The organism is Desemzia sp. FAM 23989, assembly GCF_045528345.1.
In the GTDB taxonomy this organism is placed as follows: domain Bacteria; phylum Bacillota; class Bacilli; order Lactobacillales; family Carnobacteriaceae; genus Desemzia.
In genome coordinates, this window is sequence record NZ_JBGQQT010000003.1 from 166,480 (window position 1) to 185,394 (window position 18,915).

At 37.0% G+C, this 18,915-nt stretch carries 21 protein-coding genes and 1 riboswitch; of the genes, 13 read left to right on the forward strand and 8 right to left on the reverse strand.

Annotated elements, in window-relative coordinates:
• Nucleotides 1-51 precede the first annotated feature (51 nt).
• Entirely contained in the window at nucleotides 52-273 is a 222-nt protein-coding gene (locus ACEN36_RS03460; RefSeq protein ID WP_407125961.1) for a type II toxin-antitoxin system mRNA interferase toxin, RelE/StbE family, read from the reverse strand.
• Nucleotides 274-386: 113 nt separating this feature from the next.
• The gene (locus ACEN36_RS03465) at nucleotides 387-674 is read right to left on the reverse strand and encodes a type II toxin-antitoxin system RelB/DinJ family antitoxin (protein WP_407125962.1); all 288 of its coding nucleotides are present in this window, start codon (nucleotides 672-674) and stop codon (nucleotides 387-389) included.
• Nucleotides 675-858: 184 nt separating this feature from the next.
• Nucleotides 859-934, forward strand: a riboswitch (Fluoride riboswitch).
• 81 nt (nucleotides 935-1,015) lie between these two features.
• On the opposite strand from ACEN36_RS03465, the gene ACEN36_RS03470 reads away from it, so the two are divergent.
• A complete protein-coding gene (locus tag ACEN36_RS03470) occupies nucleotides 1,016-2,206 on the forward strand; it encodes a chloride channel protein (protein WP_407125963.1) in 1,191 nt (396 codons plus the stop codon).
• Between the two features lie 335 nt (nucleotides 2,207-2,541).
• On the opposite strand, the gene ACEN36_RS03475 is transcribed toward ACEN36_RS03470, so the two are convergent.
• The 3 genes from ACEN36_RS03475 to ACEN36_RS03485 all read right to left on the reverse strand — a co-directional run bounded on the left by ACEN36_RS03475 (nucleotide 2,542) and on the right by ACEN36_RS03485 (nucleotide 5,599).
• Nucleotides 2,542-3,363: a carbohydrate ABC transporter permease gene (locus ACEN36_RS03475; RefSeq protein ID WP_407097422.1), complete on the reverse strand. Its 822-nt coding sequence runs from the start codon at nucleotides 3,361-3,363 to the stop codon at nucleotides 2,542-2,544.
• Nucleotides 3,360-4,226: a carbohydrate ABC transporter permease gene (locus tag ACEN36_RS03480; RefSeq protein ID WP_407097421.1), complete on the reverse strand. Its 867-nt coding sequence runs from the start codon at nucleotides 4,224-4,226 to the stop codon at nucleotides 3,360-3,362. The genes ACEN36_RS03475 and ACEN36_RS03480 overlap by 4 nt, the downstream gene beginning before the upstream one ends.
• Before the next feature lie 92 nt (nucleotides 4,227-4,318).
• A complete protein-coding gene (locus ACEN36_RS03485; RefSeq protein WP_407125964.1) occupies nucleotides 4,319-5,599 on the reverse strand; it encodes an extracellular solute-binding protein in 1,281 nt (426 codons plus the stop codon).
• A gap of 316 nt (nucleotides 5,600-5,915) precedes the next feature.
• On the opposite strand from ACEN36_RS03485, the gene ACEN36_RS03490 reads away from it, so the two are divergent.
• The 8 genes from ACEN36_RS03490 (at nucleotide 5,916) to ACEN36_RS03525 (ending at nucleotide 12,620) form a co-directional block, all read left to right on the forward strand.
• On the forward strand, nucleotides 5,916-6,740 hold the full coding sequence (locus ACEN36_RS03490; protein WP_407125965.1) for a Cof-type HAD-IIB family hydrolase: 825 nt from the start codon (nucleotides 5,916-5,918) through the stop codon (nucleotides 6,738-6,740).
• Nucleotides 6,741-7,045: 305 nt separating this feature from the next.
• A complete protein-coding gene (locus tag ACEN36_RS03495) occupies nucleotides 7,046-8,359 on the forward strand; it encodes an ABC transporter substrate-binding protein (protein WP_407125966.1) in 1,314 nt (437 codons plus the stop codon).
• A gap of 36 nt (nucleotides 8,360-8,395) precedes the next feature.
• On the forward strand, nucleotides 8,396-9,283 hold the full coding sequence (locus tag ACEN36_RS03500) for a carbohydrate ABC transporter permease (RefSeq protein ID WP_407103278.1): 888 nt from the start codon (nucleotides 8,396-8,398) through the stop codon (nucleotides 9,281-9,283).
• Between the two features lie 29 nt (nucleotides 9,284-9,312).
• Nucleotides 9,313-10,125 (forward strand): carbohydrate ABC transporter permease, encoded by an 813-nt coding sequence (locus ACEN36_RS03505; protein WP_407125967.1) that lies wholly within the window; start codon nucleotides 9,313-9,315, stop codon nucleotides 10,123-10,125.
• Between the two features lie 329 nt (nucleotides 10,126-10,454).
• Nucleotides 10,455-10,616, forward strand: coding sequence for a hypothetical protein (locus ACEN36_RS03510; RefSeq protein ID WP_407103275.1), 162 nt, complete (start codon nucleotides 10,455-10,457; stop codon nucleotides 10,614-10,616).
• Between the two features lie 46 nt (nucleotides 10,617-10,662).
• The gene (locus ACEN36_RS03515; RefSeq protein WP_407097759.1) at nucleotides 10,663-10,938 is read left to right on the forward strand and encodes a GNAT family N-acetyltransferase; N-acetyltransferase; all 276 of its coding nucleotides are present in this window, start codon (nucleotides 10,663-10,665) and stop codon (nucleotides 10,936-10,938) included.
• A gap of 144 nt (nucleotides 10,939-11,082) precedes the next feature.
• Nucleotides 11,083-11,901, forward strand: coding sequence for an Hsp33 family molecular chaperone HslO (locus ACEN36_RS03520; RefSeq protein WP_407103274.1), 819 nt, complete (start codon nucleotides 11,083-11,085; stop codon nucleotides 11,899-11,901).
• A complete protein-coding gene (locus ACEN36_RS03525) occupies nucleotides 11,898-12,620 on the forward strand; it encodes a MerR family transcriptional regulator (RefSeq protein WP_407097744.1) in 723 nt (240 codons plus the stop codon). The genes ACEN36_RS03520 and ACEN36_RS03525 overlap by 4 nt, the downstream gene beginning before the upstream one ends.
• 204 nt (nucleotides 12,621-12,824) lie before the next feature.
• On the opposite strand, the gene ACEN36_RS03530 is transcribed toward ACEN36_RS03525, so the two are convergent.
• Nucleotides 12,825-13,181, reverse strand: a complete 357-nt coding sequence (locus ACEN36_RS03530) for a hypothetical protein (protein WP_021150714.1) — start codon at nucleotides 13,179-13,181, stop codon at nucleotides 12,825-12,827.
• A gap of 153 nt (nucleotides 13,182-13,334) precedes the next feature.
• Here ACEN36_RS03530 and ACEN36_RS03535 point away from each other — a divergent pair, with 153 nt between their 5' ends.
• The 4 genes from ACEN36_RS03535 (at nucleotide 13,335) to ACEN36_RS03550 (ending at nucleotide 16,148) form a co-directional block, all read left to right on the forward strand.
• A complete protein-coding gene (locus ACEN36_RS03535) occupies nucleotides 13,335-13,769 on the forward strand; it encodes an Rrf2 family transcriptional regulator (protein ID WP_005237713.1) in 435 nt (144 codons plus the stop codon).
• Nucleotides 13,766-15,157, forward strand: coding sequence for an NAD(P)/FAD-dependent oxidoreductase (locus tag ACEN36_RS03540; RefSeq protein WP_005237714.1), 1,392 nt, complete (start codon nucleotides 13,766-13,768; stop codon nucleotides 15,155-15,157). The genes ACEN36_RS03535 and ACEN36_RS03540 overlap by 4 nt, the downstream gene beginning before the upstream one ends.
• A 448-nt stretch (nucleotides 15,158-15,605) precedes the next feature.
• A complete protein-coding gene (locus ACEN36_RS03545) occupies nucleotides 15,606-15,926 on the forward strand; it encodes a type II toxin-antitoxin system Phd/YefM family antitoxin (protein ID WP_407097698.1) in 321 nt (106 codons plus the stop codon).
• 3 nt (nucleotides 15,927-15,929) lie between these two features.
• Nucleotides 15,930-16,148 (forward strand): hypothetical protein, encoded by a 219-nt coding sequence (locus ACEN36_RS03550; protein ID WP_207558107.1) that lies wholly within the window; start codon nucleotides 15,930-15,932, stop codon nucleotides 16,146-16,148.
• Between the two features lie 342 nt (nucleotides 16,149-16,490).
• Here the strand turns inward: ACEN36_RS03550 and ACEN36_RS03555 are convergent, their stop codons facing one another.
• Entirely contained in the window at nucleotides 16,491-17,171 is a 681-nt protein-coding gene (locus tag ACEN36_RS03555) for a hypothetical protein (RefSeq protein ID WP_407097700.1), read from the reverse strand.
• 170 nt (nucleotides 17,172-17,341) lie between these two features.
• Nucleotides 17,342-18,915 (reverse strand): FAD-dependent oxidoreductase (locus ACEN36_RS03560; RefSeq protein ID WP_407125968.1); only part of this gene is annotated, 1,574 nt, incomplete at its 5' end.

The window sequence follows — 18,915 nt, forward strand, 5'->3', positions numbered from 1 at the left end:
GAGAGAGAAGTTGTTTTTTCTCTCCGCTTTATTTTAATAGGTTTATAGAAATTAAAAAAGGTCCGAGTGTGTTCCAGTTCGGATAAAAGATACAAGATGTTGAGAAGGATAAAACTTATAAATCAATAGCCAGTCACTATTGCGTCCAGCAATATGACATTCCCAGCAATCGAGATAATCTTTTGTTGGTTCTAAGAGATGGGAACGATACTCTTCTTCTGATAAAGGCACTTCTTCAATGATCATTTGTATGACCGTTTTAAGTTTTTCCAACTTATAATTCCGTTTTTTAAACGTTTCATATCTTTTTTAAACGTTTCATATCTTTTTTAAACGTTTCATATCTTTTTTGAACTTTGTCGTTTGTATCATTTCCAACATAGCGGCTATTCTCCTAAACTATCCTCAAAAAGATCATCAATAGAAGAATAGCGTTTGCCCGTTCCATTTTTAATCATTTCATCGGATTCCTTAATTGCTGCAAATGTCTCATGATTAAATTTAGGTCGAGTGGGTTGAAACGGAAGTCCATTGTCTGCAATAACTTGTCTAAAGAAGACGTTAATGGCTGTACTGGTATCCATTCCAATGTTGTTCAAAACGTCTACTGCTTGACTCTTAATGTCTTCATCGATTCGAACTTGAACAACAGCTTTTTTTGCTTTAGTTGCCACTAGAATCACCCCCCTTGTTTATTTTTATTATACTCTTTTGTAATGCTGTTGTAAATACATCTGCATGCAATTAGCTCAAGTAGTGCGAATGTATCTGATTCAGAAAAAAACTGTTTTTATCTCCTCAAAGTCTTTGATGAATTTTTTAACTTGTTTACCAAAGAAATCTATAGTATTCTAATGTTATCTTTTGGGGAATGAATGTCTCCCTAAGCAAACTGCTTAAACCGCTTGATAAAGCTGATGACTTCTGCGCATAGGCCGCAGTCTGTCTTCAGCTTTTTTTGCGGGCTGCAAGAGGTAAGCATTAAAAATAGCCGTTGTTTTGAAAGGAATAGAAAATGAACAAATATCTATCGGAATATAAAGAAATTGGACTTTATGCGATTCTGGCCATCCTTATTGGCCTAGTAGTGGGCACATTAGATACCTTATTTGGGAGAGTATTGCTTATGATCAGTGCCTTTCGGGACAGCCACTTTGTGTACCTGATTCCTTTCCTGCCTTTAGCAGGTTTATTTATTGTATCTATGTACAAAAAAATCGGAAAGAATACCCAGAAAGGTATGAGTTTGGTTTTTGCAGCTGGAAATGAAGAGTTGCGGGAAATCCCGAAGCGTATGATTCCGTTGACCATCATCGGCACTTGGATCACCCATTTATTTGGCGGGAGTGCCGGTCGCGAAGGAGTGGCAGTCCAAATTGGAGCGACCTTTTCGCATGCAATCGGTCGCAACATACCCTATAAAAATGCCTCAAAAATAATGTTGATCACAGGAATGGCAGCCGGATTCGGCGGTTTGTTTGAAACGCCATTTGCAGCTACATTTTTTGCCTTAGAGGTATTGGTAGTAGGAAAACTAGAGTATTTAGCATTATTTCCTGCTTTGGTAGCCAGTTCTGTCTCGCATTTTTTAGGGCTGGAGAAATTTTCAGTCCACTTAGAATCCTCTGTGAGTATGGACGGTCAAACGATTTTAAAAATGATTCTTTTAGGGATTTTATTTGGCGTAGTCGGCGGTTTGTTTGCCTACTTGCTGGGCTATGCGAAGCAATATATTGGAAAGAAAATACCGGACTTGAGCAAACGGATTTTCTTCATAGGTCTGCTGCTCAGTGTGCTGCTCTTCATTCTCCATCTGGGAAGATATTCAGGTTTGGGAACAAATCTGATCGCCGCCAGTTTTGATGGAGGCAGTATCTACAGCTATGATTGGATCATCAAATTTCTATTGACCATTCTAACTTTAGCGGCAGGGTTTCAAGGAGGAGAGGTTACGCCACTCTTTTCTATTGGAGCTAGTTTAGGAGTTTGGCTGGCGCCGTTATTCGGCTTGCCGATAGAATTCGCGGCTGCTTTAGGGTATGCAAGTGTGTTTTCTTCTGCTACAAACACCCTCATTGCACCAGCTTTGATCGGTGCAGAAGTTTTTGGATTTGATTACCTTCCGTACTTTCTGATCACCGTTAGTATTTCCTATGTGTTCAATGGAAATCATTCTATTTATGGAGGACAAAAAACCATTTTTTAACTGAAAAAGTTCTACATCATTTGACGTTGGTAAGCGGAAAAAAATTTAATTGTAAACGTTTAAAAAGTCTCATTCCTAGAAATTTTTGGAGGAATATGGGGTTGCTTATAACCATGAAAGAGGATGCAATGGGAATTATTTAGCGTTAGGCTTTAGCCGTTACGCTAAATTTGACGCTTGCAAGCCTTGAGACGCGGTTTTCGGCTCAAGGCGTTCCCATGGTTCTCCACGAGCTACCCCGTAGGCCGGAAAAAATTTCTTTACCAACGCTAGAAGATGAAGATCCACTGAAAAAGGCTCTGAGAACAAAACATTCTCAAAGCCTTTTCATCATTTTATTTTGTAGCGCCTTCTGTAATCCCTTGGATAATGTATTTTTGCAGGAACATATACAGCAGTATGATAGGAATGATCGCCAGTACCAAACCAGCTAAGGCTAATTCCCATTGAATCGTGTACTGTCCAAAGAAGTAGTACATTTGCAAGGGAATGGTGTACATGCCGTCTTTATTGATGACCAGTGAAGGGAGCAAGTAATCATTCCAAATGCGAATGGAATTCAAGATAATAACCGTCACTGTCGTTGGTTTCAGTAGCGGGAATACCACGCGCCAAAAGATTTGAAAAGGATTGGCACCGTCTAAAATGGCTGCTTCGTCCAAGGATTGCGGCACTGACCGTAAAGCTCCAAAATATAAGAAGATAGACATACTGGAACCGAAACCTAAGTTCATAAAAGTCAGTCCCACGCGATTCAGCATATCAAATCGTCCAAATAAACTCACCAAAGGAATCATCAACGACTGAAAAGGGATCAGCATTGTAATCGCACAAATAAAATAAATCACGGAACTCATTTTTCCTGGATAGCGAGATAAGGCATAAGCTGCCATCGAAGAGAACAAGACGACCACGATGATACTAGCTACGGTGATCATCAATGAATTCATAAAACTGCGCGTATAATCTAAACTTTCATACGCTCTAGGGTAATTTTCTGTGGTCAATAGTTCTGGCCAAAATAAGGTGTTGGTAAAAATTTCTCTTCGGGTTTTAAAGGAGTTGATGAAAATCAATACGAAAGGATAAATCCACGTCAGAGAAACTACTGTACCTAGAATAATGACCAGCCATTTATGCATTTTTTCTGTTTTCATAGGTCAATTTCTCTCTTTCGTGTGTAATAAACTTGCGTTAACGAAATGGCCGCTACCAATAACAAGTAGACGATCCCTTTAGCTTGGGCATATCCTTGCTGGTACTGGAAGAAAGCCGTGTTGTAGATATTCATAGCTACCATCTCGGTAGAACCAAAGGGAGCACCATTCGTCAAAGCCAAGTTTTGATCGTAGACTTTGAACGCATTTGCCAAAGTTAAAAACAAGCTGATCGTAAAAGCGGGAGCCAGCATCGGTAGTTTGATTCGCCAGAATGTCTGCCAAGTGCTTGCACCGTCAATGGAGGCCGCTTCATTGATGTCGCCCGGAATGCTGTTTAAAAATGAAATGTAAATGATCATGATATAGCCGCTCATTTGCCATAAGAACACGATAACGAGTCCCCAAAATCCAGTCGTTGTATCTGCCAGCCAACTGCTGAAAAAACTAATGCCGGTCAATTGGGCGATGCCTTCGAAGGCTTTGACAAAAATAAATTGCCAGATAAATCCAAGAATGATCCCCCCGACTAAATTGGGCATGAAAAAGATCGTTCGAAACAAGTTGCTGATTTTTCCTGTCCGCTGCGTCACTAAAAGAGCCATACTCAACCCAATGACATTAACGCCAATAACAGAAACGACCGCAAACTTGACCGTAAACCAAACGCTGCTTAAAAATTGGTTGTCATTCAATAAGCGGGTGTAATTTTCTAGACCGATAAAGTTCATCGTGTATCCGTCAGAATCCGTAAAGGAAGTATAAATCCCATAAAGTAGAGGGATGAAGATGACTAAAGATACTGCTAATATGCTTGGGAATAGAAATGCCCAATAAAAATACTTTTCATTTTTTCGTTTCATTCTGTTGTTCGCCCCTTTTACCTTTAGGATAAGTTATTGCGAAAAAGAAAGAGAAATAGAAGAAAAGTTCTTCTATTCCTCGGTTGCAATGTCTAGCGCATTTCTGCAAATCGATTAGAAGTATTGGTTTCAAATTCATCCCAGCTGATGTCGCCGTTCAAATATTTTTGATATTCTGGGAACAATACTTGTTGGAACCAACCATCTGGATATTGTTTGTGCGTCATCGCGCCAGTCTCGCCATCCAGTAATGCTTGATAGATTTGTTGAGAAACCGGGTCGCTGATAGCTTCCACATCGTAACCTTCCTGTGCCGGCACGAATTCAAATTCTTCCAAGACTGCTGTTTGGCCTTCTTCAGAAGTGTACATCCAGTCTAAGAATGCTTTTGCTTCTTCCACAACAGCTTCGTCTAGATTCTTGTTGATTCCAATGTACCAAGGAGCTCCGGCGATGATTTTACCGGTGGTATCGTTTTCGCCAAATACAGGCAAAATGCCCATTTTATTGGCGGCGAATTCAGGATCAATACCATTCAAAGTAGGGACGATCCAGTTTCCCTGGTGCACCATAGCAACTGCATCGTTGATAAACAGTTCTTCCACAGAACGACTGTAATCAATCGTTAAAATAGGCTGTACATTGTATTGATTGAACAAGTCCGTGTATTTTTGCATTTGGTCGCCATATTCCCAATTCAATTCAGTCGCACTGTAGCTTTCCAAAATACTGTTGTTGTATTCAGGAGAAGTAAAGTTGGCTGAAAATTGGTTGGCAATGTAATTTTCTGCCCCACTAAAAGCGAAAACCGCATCGATCCCCAGTTCTTCTTTTTGGCTGTCTAGTGTTTCTACAGCGGTTACAAAATCATCGTAACTTTGGATGTCGTCTGGATTGACACCAGCTTGTTCAAAAATTTCTTTGTTGTACATCCAACCGAAACCCTCGATGTTCATTGGAACGCCTAATGGAACTCCCTCGATGGTTCCGCCTTCCAGCATTCCTTCAATAACAGTATCACTCAATTCAAGTTCCGTAACGTCCAACAATGTATCGCTGTAACGTTCCACTTCTGGCAAGCCACCCAGCATCATTAAAGCCGGCTCATCTCCAGAAGAGAATTTTGCTTGAAGAGCTGCAGAACCTTCTCCACTTCCTACTGTAGTGATATTGATACGAACATCGGGATTTTGTTCAGTATAACTAGCTGCTAAGGCTTCTAATTGAGTGGTAATCTCCGGCTTTTGGCTGAAGAATTCCACGACTACTGCCTCAGAATCACTGCCAGCGTTATCACCTGAACCTCCGCCGCAAGCGGCAAGAACGGCAGCTGTGCTTAAAAGTGCTAAAGATAGTTTAATAGTTTTTTTCATGATGAAATTCCCCCCTTTGATTATGTAAAACTGTCCAAATGAACTCTTAGACAAGAAACAATCTGTATCTCACTGGTGTTTGATAAAGCTCCTTTCTGACTAAATGTTGGATAATCAGAAGCTAGACTGAGTAGAGAAAGTGCGTGGTGTAAAAGTTGAAACAAACTTGTTAAATAAATTTTAGCAGACTTGTATGCGTATTCAAAACAATATGGATTTTTGCAGATAACGGCTTGCTTAAAGTTGATTTGAAAGCTAAAATAAGCTAAACGAAACTGTTTTCATAAATTAAGAGAACGAGTTACAGGAGAAAAGTATGCCAAAAATGATTTTCTTTGATATTGACGGAACTTTAGTGACACACAACAATTCGATTCCAGCTTCTACCAAAGCGGCGATCCGGAAATTAAAACAAAACGGCATTGTCCCGGCCATTTCTACGGGAAGACCGCTCACCTTGATGCAAGAAGTGGCGAATGAATTAGAAATTTGTACATTTATCGCGATGAATGGGCAATACGTGGTATATGAAGGAGAAGCGATTTTTCAAAATCCGCTGCCTCAAGAGTCGATTGCGCGGCTAATGAAAACCGCTCAAAAGCGTAAACAAGGCATAGCTTTTTGCGGAAGCGAAAAGATCACCGGGAATTCAATGATTCTGTTGGCCAATAGAGGTTTCGTAAAGTGGCTGCGGCCCTTTTTTTCGAAGATGGCTCCAAAAAGTGCTTTAAGACTGGTCAATCGCCGTTTTTCTGCCAAGCCGATTCAATCAACGGATTATGAAGATCGCCCGATTTACCAGTGCATTTTGAATGCCCCGGAATCCGATGATGCTTTTTATGCTAAAGAGTTTCCAGAGTACACCTTTACGCGATCGAATCCTTATTCTGTCGACGTCATCAGCAAAGGCGGCTCAAAAGCAGTCGGTATTCAAAAATTGTTGGAGCATGTTGAAGGCACTCTTGAAGATACCGTTGCTTTTGGAGATGGATTGAACGATATGGAAATGATCCAATACGCCGGAATCGGGGTAGCCATGGGGAATGGCAGAGTAGAGTTGAAGAATTTAGCTGATTTGGTCACCGACACTGTTTGGAATGACGGGATTTACAAAGGATTGGACGCATTGGGTTTGCTTTGACACATTGAAATGCAACTAAAACCAGCTGCTTCTTCGTGAGCAGCTGGTTTTTTTATCGCAAGTAACGGGCCTGTCACTACCTTGTACCAACTGCCAGAGACGAATCATTTGGTTTTATCTAAGCGTCACTATATAATAAGTTTAACAAATGATAACGCATACATTTCCGCTCTTTTGCAAGCCGATAAAAAGGTTGGGAAGAGCTTTTTTCTTCTAAAAATACATCTTCGATCAAGCAGCAACCAAACTAACTCATTTCTAAGTGTATCAAATCAACAAGAATAATTTTATAGGAGGGTAAGATGATGAAAAAGAAATTAGGGGTACTTTTTTTTGGATTGTTTAGCGCATCTTTATTAGCAGCATGTACGGGCGGGCCAGAAGCCAACCCTGAAGATTTTGCTAGTGGAGACGACAATACCATCACTGTATGGGCTTGGGATACAAACTTCAATATTCCTATCGCAGAGAAAGCAGCTGAATATTACAAACAAGCCGGCCATGAAGATGTGACCGTCAATGTTGTCGAGATGTCTAACGAAGATACCAAACAAAAATTGGTTTCAGGATTTACTTCAGGAGTATCTGAAGGATTGCCCGATATTATGCTGATGGATGATTACGACGTACAAAACTACATTACGAATTACGAGGGTAAATTTGCTGAATTGTCTAGCGAGATTGACTTTTCACAATTTGCCGAATACAAAGTAGAAAATGCTACGAAAGATGATGGTGTTTACGCTATTCCGTTTGATTCAGGATCTGCTGGTTTGTATTACCGCACAGATTACTTGGAAGAAGCGGGATATACACCGGAAGCTATGCAGGATTTGACGTGGTCTGAATTTGTGGAGATTGGGAAGGATGTCAAAGAAGCAACCGGCAAATGGTTCGTGGCATTTATTCCAAACAGAGGAACTCATTACATTCAAATGGCCATGCAATCTGCAGGCTTATGGTACTTTGATGAAAATGGAGAGATTTACTTGAAAGACAATCCTGCTGTACGTGAAATGGCGGAAATTTTGAAAGCCATCGAAGAAAACGAACTGGCCAAACCGGTAGATTATTTTGCTCCTGAAGGTATTGGAGCTGTTACGAGCGGAGAAGTGGCGGCTGTCAATTCAGCGATCTGGTTCTCAGCTACGATTCGTTCTGCAGAAGACCAAGCGGGCAAATGGGCATATACAAACGTGCCGCAACTGGAAACAGTCGATAACGCCACTCCTTATTCGAACTTAGGAGGAGCCAGCTGGGTCATTTTAGAAGACTCGCCAAATAAAGATCTGGCCATCGATTTTATGAAGACACAATTTGCCGGGAATGATGAATTCTATCAAGATATTTTAGTTGAAAACGGCGCCGTAGGAACTTATTTGCCATCACAGAGTGGAGAAGCTTACCAATTCGAAGACCCGTTCTTCAATGACGCTCCAATCTACAAAGACTTCTCGGACTGGATGGCTGAGATTCCGGGAGTGGATTATGGAAACAACACTCAGGCTGCTGTAGATGCTTTGCGTTCTGTGCTGCAGGACTACTTTGACGGCAACTTGACACTAGACGAGATGTTGGAAAAAGCGGAAGAAAACTACACGATGCAAGTTGGAGAATAATTAAAACTACTGGATAGGGTGAAAGGAGAGATGAAGATGAAGGCTCATCCGAAAGAAAAACGCATTCGCCGTCAAAAACAAGACGTCTGGAAATTTATCGTTTTTGCAGTTGTGTTAAGCAGCATCTTCCTTCTTTATCCTATTTTTTATTCCCTGTACCTTTCACTGCACAGCATGCAAGGCCTGCAGTCGGTATTTGTAGGATTTGGGAATTATCTGCGGATGTTTCAAGACGATATTTTTTTAAAAGCCTTGATGAATAATTTTACTTTCTTGATTTTCCAGGTGCCTATTATGGTAATTTTAGGCTTATTGATGGCTTTCCTGTTGAACACGCCTAACCTAAAGGGCCGTACTTTTTTCAAATTAGCTCTGTTCTTGCCTTGTGTGACGTCTCTGGTGTCTTATGCGGTATTGTTTAAAATGATGTTTCAAATCGGAGGGATCGTCAACAACGCTTTACTGGGTATCGGGATCGTTCAAAACCCCATTGACTGGTTAAACAGTCCTTTCTGGGCAAAAGTGACCGTCATTATTGCACTTTGCTGGCGTTGGACAGGATACAATATGATTTTTTATCTGGCGGGTCTGCAAAATATCTCAGACGACACGTTGGAAGCAGCGGATATTGATGGTGCTAACGGCTTCCAGAAATTTTTCCAAGTCGTTATCCCACAATTGAAACCAGTGATCGTTTTTACCACCATTACTTCAACGATCGGGACCATTCAATTATTTGATGAAGTTGTCAACTTAACTGGCGGCGGTCCCTCGAATGAGACATTGACTGCAGCACAATTGATCTACAATCATTCCTTTATTTATACGTCCAACTTTGGCTATTCAGCTACATTATCTTGGGCGTTGGTAGTGATCATCGCTGTCTTATCGATTATTCAATTGAAAATATCTAACCGAGACTAACATTTGCCAATGAAAGGGGAGGAGGAAAGATGAAAAAATTAACCAGTGTATTGAAATATGCCTTTCTGATCATCAGTTCCTTTATTTCGATTTTTCCTTTTTATTGGATGATTGCAGGTGCTACCAATACGACCAATCAAATCGCAGAAGGAAAACTGAGTTTTGGAAATCAGTTGTGGGTCAATTTGCAAGGATTACTGGGTACATACAACATTCCGCTGATTATGTGGAACTCGCTGAAGATCTCGGGCATTACCGTTGTTTTCAGTTTATTGGTCACCTCGCTGGCAGCTTTTGGCTTTGAAAAGTTTAAAACTAAAACAAGTGAATGGATCTACACCGTCATCTTACTGTTTATGATGATTCCACTGGCAGCGCTCGTTATTCCGCTGTTCAAGATCATGGCCGGCTTGCAATTGGTCAACCAACATTTGGCCATCATTCTTCCGGCGGTCAATAATCTATTCCTGATTTTCTTTTTCAGGCAAAGCTTCAAATCTTTTCCAAATGAAATCATCGATGCCAGTAAAATAGAAGGTGCCGGCAATTATGCGATTTTCTTCCGAATCGTTTTTCCCATGATGAAATCTACTTACGCTGCGGCCGCTATTTATGCGTTTATGAATTCTTGGAACAGTTACTTGTTGCCCTTGATTTTCTTGCAAACGGAAAACAAGTACACCATGACATTGCTGATTTCCAGCTTGTCTTCCGCTTCTTATGTAGCCAATTATGGTATGCAAATGATCGCCATCGTCATCGCCACCATACCGACCTTGATCTTATTCTTGTTTATGCAAAAAGGGTTTGTGAAAGGGATGACGGGGTCGCTGAAGATGTGATTGTTTGTATTGGGATAAGAAAAAGCGAGAGCTAGGGGTGGTGTTCCAAAAATTGATTTTGGAATCATACCCTGGCCTCTCGCTTTTTTTGTTTGTAGTGAGTTTTTTATAAAACCTCAAAATGCATGCATAATTTCGAATGCTATGACACGAAATCATGTATTGAATACTCCTAACAAAAAAGAACCCCATTCGCATAGAATTCTCGATACATGATTTTATACAATTTCATGTATCGTATGTGTAAAATATAGAGTATTAATTACTTACTTCTGAGATATAATAACAATAACTAAATGAGTAACTATTGAATTCAATTGGAGGTCCTAATGAAATTAAATCTATTGAAGTTTAAGGAAGATGATTTTGACTATTATTATCAACTTGTTTCAAATGATCGTGTTATGTCTCAAATCACTGAAAGAGCTATTCCCTATGAAGAAGCCAAAACAAATTTCCAAAAATTAGTAACCTATAATAAAAAAAAATAACAATTATGGTTCATACAAAATATCTATAGATTTAGATCAAAAATTTATTGGACTTGCTCATTTAACTTTAAATGAAAAACAACCTAACGAAGCAGAAATAGGCTATATGATACTTCCAAAATATTGGGGAAGAGGTTATGGAACTGGTGTAGCAAATCAATTAATTGAGATAGCAAGTCGACTAGGGTTAGAGAAAATACAAGCTATCATTGATCCAGAAAACGTTGCTTCTAGAAAAATATTAAGTAATCAAGGTTTCATATCTGAAATTGTATGTGAAATTGACGGATTGCCTGGAGAAATATTAAGTAAAAAATTATAGTTTTCATGTAAAAGCGTGAGTAGTAAAAGACTTGTGCTAGCAAGGTTTTTACTACTCACGCTTTTATCTAATTTAGTGTATTAGATCTTTTTACTTGAACCTAACGTTACGTAACGGTATATGGTAATTGTAGGGAGTGAAGATATGAAAAATTTAACTGGAAAAAAATTTTTAACAGCTAATAAAACAGTTCGTATTTATAAAGTAGAAATCCCTTGTGCCTCTGTCCCTTCTCATGTCACTAATTATTCTAATGATGAATTTAAACTATTCTGTACAAAGTTGCTAATTAGTGGGTGTTCAATGAAAGGGCTACTCAATGACTATCAACGTATTAGCATCCGAATGAAATTTCCAGGAACTTCAAATACAATTTCTATTAGTATTGAGGGCAGTGGTTTTGTAAACATTTTAGCTTCAGAACGTTTAGCGAGTTTAGAAACATCTGTAAATAAATTAATGAGGAAAAAAGAAGCTATATTAACCGCAACGCAAGGAAGCAATAACTTTGGGCAATCTACTAGCACAATTCCATTTAATGAAACTGATCCTGATAAGATAATTCAGCATTATTTTCAACAAAGCGAACAGATTGATACTGCGTTTTACACTCATTCTTTTAAAGGACATTGGATAGGATATATGGTTCAAGCATTACCTGGTGCAGACGTTGGAGAAGTTGAAAAGATTATAAGTAATCTAAAATTCTCTCACTCAGAAGGTCATTTGCAACAGTTTGAAGCAGATTGGCTATTCCTCACAAATTTCTTTTTCACTACAGAATGTTATTGTACAAAAGAAATGTATGGACAACTTTTATTGTCTTGGTCACACACTGACCTAATTGATTCAATTGAAAATAAACGTTCAGAAGAAACGGTTTGTACAAGTTGTGGGAAAAAATATCACTATACTCCAGAGGAATTATCGTTATTACTAGGAAGGGGAAAGTATAGCTCATGAAAGAAACATTTAGAATTGGAGAATTATCAGAAATGACTGGAGCTTCGATACGCACACTCCATTATTACGATGAAATAGGACTTTTAAAACCGTACAATATTACAGAATCCAATCATCGTATTTATGATATCACTAACTTAGAGCAACTCTATATTATTTTAGGTTTAAAAGAATTAGGATATTCATTAGATGAAATTAAAACAATTATTCTGAAAGATAAAATTTATCTTTCAGAGTACGTATATGTACAACGTGCTTTATTAGAAAAGGAAATCTCTTCACAACAAAAAAAACTAGATAACCTGTTAAATTTTGAAAAAACATTAGCAGACTATACCGCTATTGACTCTACTCTACTTGCAGAATTACTTACCTTTTATCGTACCAATGCACATTCTCATTTTACGATTCAAGAATTTAATTCAATGCGAACTTTAGTAACAGAAAAAGATAGTTGGAAAGAACATTATTCTGAATGGTCTAAATTTATAACTACTTTAGAAGAAGCCTATAAAGAAAAATTTCCTTCTACCCATCCTAAAGTAATTTATTGTAAGACATATTGGAAAAAATTAATATCAATGACTGATAAAGAACTACCAAATGTATACGAAAAGACAGGTTATTTTCATGCTGAAGAATCGTCTAAAGATCTTTCATTCGGTTTAACAACAGAGTTATACGTATATTTATTAAGACAAATGAACGAGGATGTCTGAATGAACGTCAAAAATAGGCTAGGACAAAAGGGCTCTCAAAAAATACACTCCCACTACTGAACAAAATAGTTCATAGTTTTGGGAGTGTATTTTTCTATATCTCTATCAAAATAAACAAAAGTGGGACTATTTTTTCACAAAAGAACCTTATCAAATCATTTTTTTGTATACATGACTTTATGTAATTTCATGTATTAAGATGATTTAGAAAACCGACAGTACGCCATACATTAAGAAAAACTCAATAAGAGCTCCTACTATCGCCAAGCTAGATTTTTCTAAGTTCATTCTCTTCCTGTTTTGTGTTTTCGGATCATTTCTTACTTCTCTATTGTCCATATAATCTAAGATTTTTTTATAGGTTTTTAGATTTTCTTTATCTTGGATCTTTTGAAGTTTAATAGCAGCATTGACCATGATTACTATAAAAGTAACTGGCAAAATCAAAGAAAAATCGCCCCAGTATTTAAATAAGGATGCAGTAATGAGGGTTAAAACAAATGATCCTATAATAACCAACATTAATTGATTCATCTTAGCAATAGTTACTTCTCTTTTCATCTTATCGTCATCTCCTTTAATCAATTCGTCTAAGGAGATATTAAAATAATTGCTTAAAAGTAACAGACTTTGTAGATTTGGATAACTTTTAGGTGTATACTTAATTTAGATAAAGTAACTTTAAAAGTTACTTTTTAAAGAAGGTGAATAATTTTGAGTGAATTTACGATTGCAGTACATGGGTTGGTCTATTTAGGTCATAACAATTCAATTTTTACCAGTGAAGCATTAGCTGAGAACATTTGTACGAATCCAGTTCGTGTTCGCAGAGTTCTGGCAAAATGCCGAAAAAAAGGATTAGTTCAAACAAAAAAAGGTGTGCATGGCGGATACTTTCTAACCGATAATTTAGAAGCTATCACTTTAAAAAATGTTTATGAGGCGATAAAGATCCCAATTATCCAAAATACTTGGCATTCAGGTTATATCAATGAACAATGTATGATTTCGTCTGGTATGTCAGAAGCTATGGATGATCTTTATGATGAGCTGAATAAAGATGCAGTAGCAAAACTAGCAACTATTACATTAAAAGATATGGAAGTAAAATTATATGCAATACAAAATGAGAGGGGCACTAAAATATGAATGAGTACACTACAGACGTAGCCATTATTGGATTTGGTAAAGCAGGAAAAACATTAGCAGGTGCTTTAGCTAAAAAAGGAAAAACCGTCACTGTGATTGAAAAATCAGCTAAAATGTATGGTGGAACTTGTATTAATGTGGGATGCTTACCGACTAAATCGTTGACACATAGTGCAAAAATTATTGATCAATTATCAGAATTTGGCATTGAACGAAATCCTGAGATTAACAACCAGTTTTTCAAACAAGCCATGGACTATAAAACTGAATTAGTAACCAAATTAAATAAAAAAAACTACCATAAAATTGCTGATTTAGATAACGTAACAGTCTTAGACGGTTTTGCTCACTTCAAAGATGACCATACTTTGTTAGTGGATACAGATACAGAAACGCTACAAGTTACGGCTGCTAATATCATTATTGGAACTGGATCTACGGCTGTTATTCCAGATTTTGAAAACAAGCAAAACAGTCCACACATCCACACAAGTGAAGAAATTTTAGAGCTAACAAATCTGCCAAAAAAACTAGGTATTATCGGAGCTGGTCCAATTGGATTAGAATTCGCTTCTTATTTTGCTGAATTTGGTTCTGAAGTAACCGTTTATCAATTCAATGACTCATTATTGCCACGTGAAGATAAGGATGACGCAGCAGCTATTTTGGAAAGATTAGAAGAATTAGGGGTAACTATTGAATTTAACGCTCAAGCTAAACGTGTTCAAGATACGGATAATGGTGTACGTTTAACATTTGAACAAAACGGCGAAGAAAAATCTGCTGAATTAAATGAAATTTTAGTTGCTACTGGCCGTATTCCTAACACAAATAAATTAGATATTGAAAAGGCTGGCGTGGCGCTCGGCGCTCGTGGAGAAATCAAGGTAAACAAGCACTTGCAATCTTCTGTTGAACACATTTGGGCAGTGGGCGACGTTAAAGGTGGACCACAATTCACTTATATTTCTTTGGATGACTACCGTATTGTTTTGCCTCAATTGCTAGGAGAAGAATCCAACTATAATTTAGAAACGCGTCGTGTTTATCCTACAGCAACATTTGTGGATCCAACATTTGCACGGGTAGGCTTTAATGAAAAAGAAGCAACTGAAGCTGGTAAAAATTATAAAGTTGCTAAGATGCCCGTTGCTGCTGTTCCTAAAGCTCAAGTATTGCGTGAAACAAGCGGCTTTTTGAAAATATTAGTTGATCCAGAGACTGACCTTATATTAGGCGCAAGCTTCTTCAGCTACGAAGCTCACGAAATGATCAACTTAATTGCATTAGCAATTAATGAAAATATTTCATATAAGAGTTTACGAGACGGTATTTATACTCACCCTACAATGAGTGAATCCATGAATGATTTACTTGAAATGATTTAACTTAAATTTAACCACAAAAGAGGCTGGGACAAAATAAAATGGACCTTATAGAGATCTATTTTTCAGAGTCCACTCTATAGGAGTCATTTTACACTATTCACCTCCTATTCATTATTACTTATAACAGATAAGAGGTGAATATCATGCCCTCACTAGACGTTTATGTACCAATTAATAACTCTATTTTAGTACTTGTTGAAGAAATAAAAGAGTGTCTAGAAACAAAATTTCTAATTCAGGCTACTCAACAAGAAATTATCGAAAATGCAATTGTTGCCCTAAAAACTCAACTAAATTAACTTTATATAAAGAAAAGAGGAACACTTCAACATAAGTGATCCTCTTTTCTTTATTTTTTCTACCACTAAATTTTAAAAAAGGAGCAAAAAGACTTTAAAAAGTTTTTTTAAAAGACTTATAATAGATCTAAGTAAAGGAGAGGATTTATATGGCCATGAAAATATTAGATATTCCAACATCTTCTATTTCCGAAGTAAAAAGGTCTCCTATGGAGGTCTTTCAAAAAGCTGATAAGGAAGCTGCTGGGGTTTATGTCTTTAATCGAGAAAAAGTAGCTGGAGTTATGTTGACACAAAAACAATATGAAACATTAAATAAAGAAGTTGACGGTTTATATGATCAAATTGCTGATTTAATAGCTGAAAAAAGATTACTGAATGAAAAAGTAGCTACTTTTTCTGATAGTGAAGTCCGTGGATCAATAGCAACTGAAGAACCTACTATCGACGAAGAAGATGGGTGGGAGTAAGATTTGTACCAAATTGAATGGACAGAATACTCAAAAGATGATTATGATAAGCTTGACGGAAGCCAAAAGGTTTTTGTCGATAAAGCTCTTAATCGTATTAAATTACGTGGTATGGACGCGGGTCAACCGTTACATGGCGCTTTAGCTCAGTGTAATAAAATGAAAAATAAAAAATGGGACTTCGCGTTATTTTTAGAGAAGTGCATGGTAAATTTGAAGTGATTCAAGTTGTTGTTATTGGAAAAAGAGATAAAGAAACCGTCTATAAAATCGCTGAAAATCGTATAAATTAACTAAACAAGAGCTCTAACACTATAATGAAAAGTGTTAGAGCTCTTGTTTTACAATATATGACTTTATCTAATTTCATGTATTAGTATAAATAATATTAGGGAGATGATAGTAACTATAATAAAATATTTTATATAGTATTTGTTAGAATTGTTTCTGGATGTAGCACTAATATATCAGAGGAAACTTCATTACTTAATATGATTAAAGAAAAAAGTACGTTGCCGATTACTGATGAAAAACCGCCTCAAGAAATATTTGAGGAATTAGAGCTTAAATAACTGGAATATTTGGACGTCCAATTTCACAAAAAACTTTTCCAATATAAGATATTTCCAAATAAGATTCTTGCCGAGCATATTCTCTGCCAACAACAACTGTGTAGGGCATCTTATTAATAAATCCCAGCCCTGCTAATCGTTCAATACGGTATAACTCTTGGGATGCGGTGTCTTTAATTTGACCGTTGTAAATTTTTAGAAGCATTTCCGTATCTGACAAATAGGATCGGCTCAAAGTATCTGTTAACTCTTGGAATTCCGTATAACTTAATTGTTCATTAATATAAGCCACTACAAACTTTGCTAAGATAGTTGACTTTTCAATATCTATCGTCGATTCTAAAATCAACATAATCCGTTCAACTTCTTTTTGAGATTTTTTATCACCATTTTTTATACGCTCAACAAACTTTTCTTTTTTTTCATTTATTATAGTTCCATTGTTTAATTCATGCATGAATTGTAAAGTTTGACGAATAAGATTACGATTTTTAAGCATAATCCCAGTCTTACCTATCGCCATAATTGCATTAACTATTGGTATGCCTTTAATGATTTCAGATTCAAAAAGGGTATCAAATGAAGCTTCAATCATGTCAACGCTCACATCTTTTGTACTATCATTAAAAATCGTTTCTGAAAAACTTTTCACTAGCTTATTATCTGTCTCCATAGACTACCTCCTGATAAAATAAGTAAAAAAATTTAAAATGATCTGTTACTTTTAGTATAGCAAAGATAAAATAGGCTTTGTTTAATTAAAAAAAATAATAATATATCAAAAAATAACCTTTATTAATCAAGGTTATAAATACATGAATCTATCTAATTTCATGTATCTTTTTATTTTTGAGCTAACATTTTGAGATAACTTTGATAATTTTTATTCCCACCAGATAAATTATAAACTTTTTTAAATCCATAATTTAATAATAAATTTTGAGATGCATTTCCAGTTACACCTTTATTACAATAAGTGACTGTTACTACATCTTTGTCCAATTCTGCATTGCTTGATCTTAGTTCTCCTAAAGGAACATGAATGGCTCCTTTGACATGTGATTTATCAAAATCCTTTTTAGAACGGGTATCGATAATTTGTAATTTTTCACCACTAGTTTGGCGACGTATTAATTCAGCTGGTGTCAACAAGGGGTTACGTTTCAATGCATTATCTAACGCCATACCGGTGTAAAGGACAGGGTCTTTTGTTGTCGCAAATGGTGGTGCATAGGCTAAATCTAAATGGAATAAATCTTCTGCTTTTGCTTTAAAGGTGATGGCTGTTGCGATTACGTCGATTCGCTTATCTACGCCACCTTGACCAATAGCTTGTGCGCCTAAAATGCGACCAGTTTCTTTATCCGCTAATGCTTTGATTGTTAATTCTTTCCCACCTAAATATTCGGCATGGTCTGGCTTGATATTATATAAAATTTCAACATCATAACCTTCTTTTTTTGCTTCTTTTTCAGTTAATCCTGTTTGACCAACGTGTAGATCAAAGATTCTAAAAATTCCTGTTCCTAAGACACCTCTGTGCTCTAAATCTCCACCAGTAATCACGTCTCCGGCAATCCGTCCCATTTTATTAGCTGTTGATCCTAATGGACGATAGATGGGTTTTCCTGTAATAACGGAGAAACTTTCTGCCACATCCCCAACGGCATAAACATCTGGAAGATTGGTTTGCATTTTGTTGTTGACCGCAATTGCTCTTGAAGCTCCCAGTTCTACGCCCATTTCTTTAGCTAATTCTGTATTTGGACGTACACCTGCTGATAAGATAACGATATCTGGTTCAATTGTAACGCCGTTTGTCGTGATAACTCTCTCTACTGACGTTTCTCCTTCAATCGCTTTTACCGTGTCGCTAAGGATTAAATTAACGCCTTTTGCACGCATATGCTCTTCTACACGGAAAGTCATATCTGCGTCCATAGGAGGCATGACTTGATCTTCTAATTGAACGATTGTTACTTCTAATCCTTTATGGATTAATTGTTCTGTCATTTCTAAACCAATAAATCCAGCACCAATAATCAATGCTTTTTTAGGTTGTTTAGCTGAATAGGCTCCAATATCTCGGGCGTCTTGAATATTTCGAACTTGGAACACATTATCATACTCTTTTTGATTAAATGGAGGTGGAGTGAATGGAGAAGCCCCTGTAGCAAAAACCAGTACATCGTAGTTTTCTACTTTCTTTTCTCCAGAAACAAGATCCGTCACTTCTAACTGTTTATTGGCCTGATCAACGTGTGTCACTTTATGCTCGGTGAAAACAGAGACATTGTATCTCTTTTTAAACCATGCTGCATTTCTAGGAGTTAAGGCACTTAACTCTTCTACTTCTCCACCAATGTGATAAGGAATACCGCAAACAGAATAAGAAATATCTTTTCCTTGATCGTACA